Origin of the sequence: Kangiella sp. (assembly GCF_014762745.1) — a bacterium.
In the GTDB taxonomy this organism is placed as follows: Bacteria; Pseudomonadota; Gammaproteobacteria; order Enterobacterales; family Kangiellaceae; genus Kangiella.
In genome coordinates this window covers 1-3319 of the sequence record NZ_JABURJ010000034.1, presented here as the reverse complement: position 1 = coordinate 3319, position 3319 = coordinate 1, and the positions used below count along the sequence as shown (strand labels likewise).

Genomic DNA, 3319 nt, shown 5'->3' with positions numbered 1-3319 from the left:
TAGATGTTTTCATGAAATAAGCCTCCAGAGTGTCAACTTATTTCAGGACGGGACATAATGAAAGATAAAGGCGCGTAAGTACGCGCCTTTATTGGGTCATCTTTAGTGGACTGGCTTACTGGATGAAGTATTCCATTTCTACTGCCGAATCGTCTTCAAGACCAGTCCACATTAGGCAGTAAGTTTGGTCAATCGGAGCAGTGAATGTCTTTTTGATTTCTTTTGTTTCATGATTTTCCACTGGGTAAATCACTTCATCATCTTGATGGTAGTGGAAGTTAAACTTGACCAATTTGTTGCTCTTAATACTGTAGGTTAGTGTTTGTCCTTCTTTAAGGTCAGGACAGGCTTCGCCAATTTGACCTTTAGAAAACTTAAAGTATCCATAATGTTTCTGAGGTTCGTTGGCAGCTGCGGTAAATCCTACAAAAAAGGTTAATACAATAATCAATAACTTCATAGTGACTCCAGTTGCTTTATCTGTTCGGCCACTTTATTCAAAGTTGACTCGACTTCTTCAAGTTTCTCTTTTTCTTTATTGACGACTGCCTCAGGCGCTTTGTCAGTAAAGTTCTTATTGGACAGTTTGCCACTGATACGTTGCTGTTCTTTCTCTAGTTTTTCTTTTTCTTTGCCTAGACGGGCCATTTCCTGCTCAACGTCAATCAGGCCTGCCATTGGAATGAGAATTTCCATTTTTCCGGCTAAAGCGGTTGCTGACATTGGAGCTTCCTGACCAGCTTCCAGCCATTCAATGGATTCAAGCTTAGCCAGTTTGCTTAAGAAAGTGCGGTAGCTAGCCAGACGAGACTTGTCTTGCTCTGAACCATTACGGAACAATACATTGAGTGGTTTGCCTGGTGCGATATTCATCTCACCACGAATGTTGCGGACACCTACGATAATGGTTTTTAACCACTCAATATCCTGTTCGGCCTTGTCATCAATTAAATCAGTCTCAGAAACAGGGAAGGCTTGTAGCATGATGCTGGAATGTTCTGTGGTATCAATACCGGTCAGTGGCGCAACGCGTTGCCAGATTTCTTCGGTGATAAACGGCATGAATGGATGCAGTAAACGCATCAGCGTTTCTAGAACTGATACCAGAGTATGGCGAGTACCGCGCTTTTCAGCGTCGCTGTATTCATCGCCATAAAGGATTGGTTTAGACAACTCTAAATACCAGTCACAGTAGGTATTCCAGGTGAACTCATAAAGTGCGTTAGAAGCAAGATCGAAACGGTAATTGGCAACTGCCTTTTCGAATTCTGTAATAGTTTTCTGCAGTTCACTTGTGATCCAGCGGTCGGCAACGCTCAAGGTCATGTCACCACCCTTGATGCCAGTATCCTGATCTTCAGCATTCATCAACACATAGCGCGCGGCATTCCAGATTTTATTACAGAAATTGCGGTAACCTTCTACACGATTTAAGTCGAAATTAATATCGCGAGAAGTTGAAGCCATGGCGCAGAAAGTAAAGCGCATGGCGTCTGTACCATAGGGTGCTATTCCTTCAGGAAATTCTTTGCGTGTGCGTTTGGCAATTTTTTCGGCATCCTTTGGATTCATCATTCCGGTAGTACGTTTGTCTACTAATGAGTCGATATCAATACCGTCGATGATGTCAATTGGGTCGAGAACGTTACCTTTGGACTTCGACATTTTTTGGCCATGTTCATCGCGAATAAGACCAGTGATGTAAATTTCTTTGAAAGGAACCTTACCAGTAAATTTAAGCCCCATCATGATCATGCGGGCTACCCAGAAGAAGATAATATCAAAGCCGGTTACCAAAACACTGGTTGGCAGGAAAGTTTCCAGCTCAGGGGTTTCTTCTGGCCAGCCAAGCGTAGCAAATGGCCAAAGGGCAGAGGAGAACCAGGTATCCAGTACATCTTCGTCACGACGAAGCTCTGCATCACCAAGGTTATGTTTCTGACGAACCTCTTCTTCGCTGCGTCCCACATAGACATTGCCTTCATTGTCATACCAGGCTGGAATTTGGTGGCCCCACCATAGCTGACGACTGATACACCAGTCCTGAATATTCTCCATCCAGTGATAATAGGTATTTGACCAGTTTTCTGGCACGAATTTGATATCGCCATCTTTTACAGCTTTTAGTGCTGGCTCTGCTAGAGGTGCAATTTTGACATACCATTGGTCAGTCAAATAAGGTTCAATCACAACACCGCTGCGATCGCCGCGCGGCACTTTCAATTTGTGTGGTTCAATTTTTTCCAACAGTCCCAGCTGTTCAAAGTCTTCAACGATCTTCTTACGGGCTTCGTAACGGTCTAAACCACGGTAAGCCTCTGGGGCCGCATCGCTGATGTGTGCGGTCGGCGTCAGGATGTTGATCATTTCGAGATTATGGCGCTGGCCCATTTCGTAATCGTTAAAGTCATGCGCTGGCGTAATTTTCACACAGCCGGAACCAAAATCTTTTTCAACATAATCATCAGCAATGATTGGAATTTCGCGATCAGTTAATGGTAGCTTGATTGTCTTTCCAATCAGGTGCTGGTAACGCTCGTCATCAGGATGAACCGCTACTGCAGTATCTCCTAGCATGGTTTCTGGACGGGTTGTCGCAACCACCAAATGACCAGAGCCATCAGACAATGGATATTTCAGGTGCCATAAGTGGCCATTTTCTTCATGTGACTCAACTTCCAGATCAGAAACTGCGGTAAGAAGTTTCGGATCCCAGTTGACCAGACGTTGACCGCGATAAATCAGGCCTTCTTCGTAAAGGCGAACAAAAACTTCAAGCACGGCATTGGATAAATCATCGTCCATGGTAAATGCTTCGCGTGACCAGTCACAGGAGTCGCCCAGGCGGCGCATCTGACGGGTAATGGTTCCGCCAGAATGTTCCTTCCATTCCCAAACTTTATCGATAAAAGCGTCACGCCCTAAGTCATGACGGCTTTTACCTTCTTTATCCAACAAGCGTTCAACTACCATCTGAGTGGCAATACCTGCATGGTCAGAACCTGGTTGCCACAGGGTATTGTCGCCTTTCATACGATGATAGCGGGTCAAGGCATCCATAATTGTATGCTGGAAAGCGTGGCCCATGTGCAGACTGCCCGTGACATTGGGCGGAGGGATCATAATGCAGTAGCTATTATCACCACCTTTGGGTGAAAAATAGTCATTCTCTTCCCAGGTCTTGTACAAGTTTTGTTCGATCGATTTCGGGTCGTATGCTTTTTCCATGATAGAGGTCTTAGCCAGTTGAACGTTATTCGTAGTGAAGCCCTGAATTATAGCGTCTATGGCTTAGATATCTAGGATTTGTTGAACTTTC

At 44.7% G+C, this 3319-nt stretch carries 2 protein-coding genes; both read right to left on the bottom strand.

The features are described from left to right. Nucleotides 1-115: 115 nt before the first annotated feature. Nucleotides 116-460, bottom strand: a complete 345-nt coding sequence (locus HUJ19_RS02035; protein ID WP_290621944.1) for a hypothetical protein — start codon at nucleotides 458-460, stop codon at nucleotides 116-118. Then, nucleotides 457-3228: a valine--tRNA ligase gene (locus HUJ19_RS02030; protein WP_290621942.1), complete on the bottom strand. Its 2772-nt coding sequence runs from the start codon at nucleotides 3226-3228 to the stop codon at nucleotides 457-459. The genes HUJ19_RS02035 and HUJ19_RS02030 overlap by 4 nt, the downstream gene beginning before the upstream one ends. Nucleotides 3229-3319: the final 91 nt, after the last annotated feature.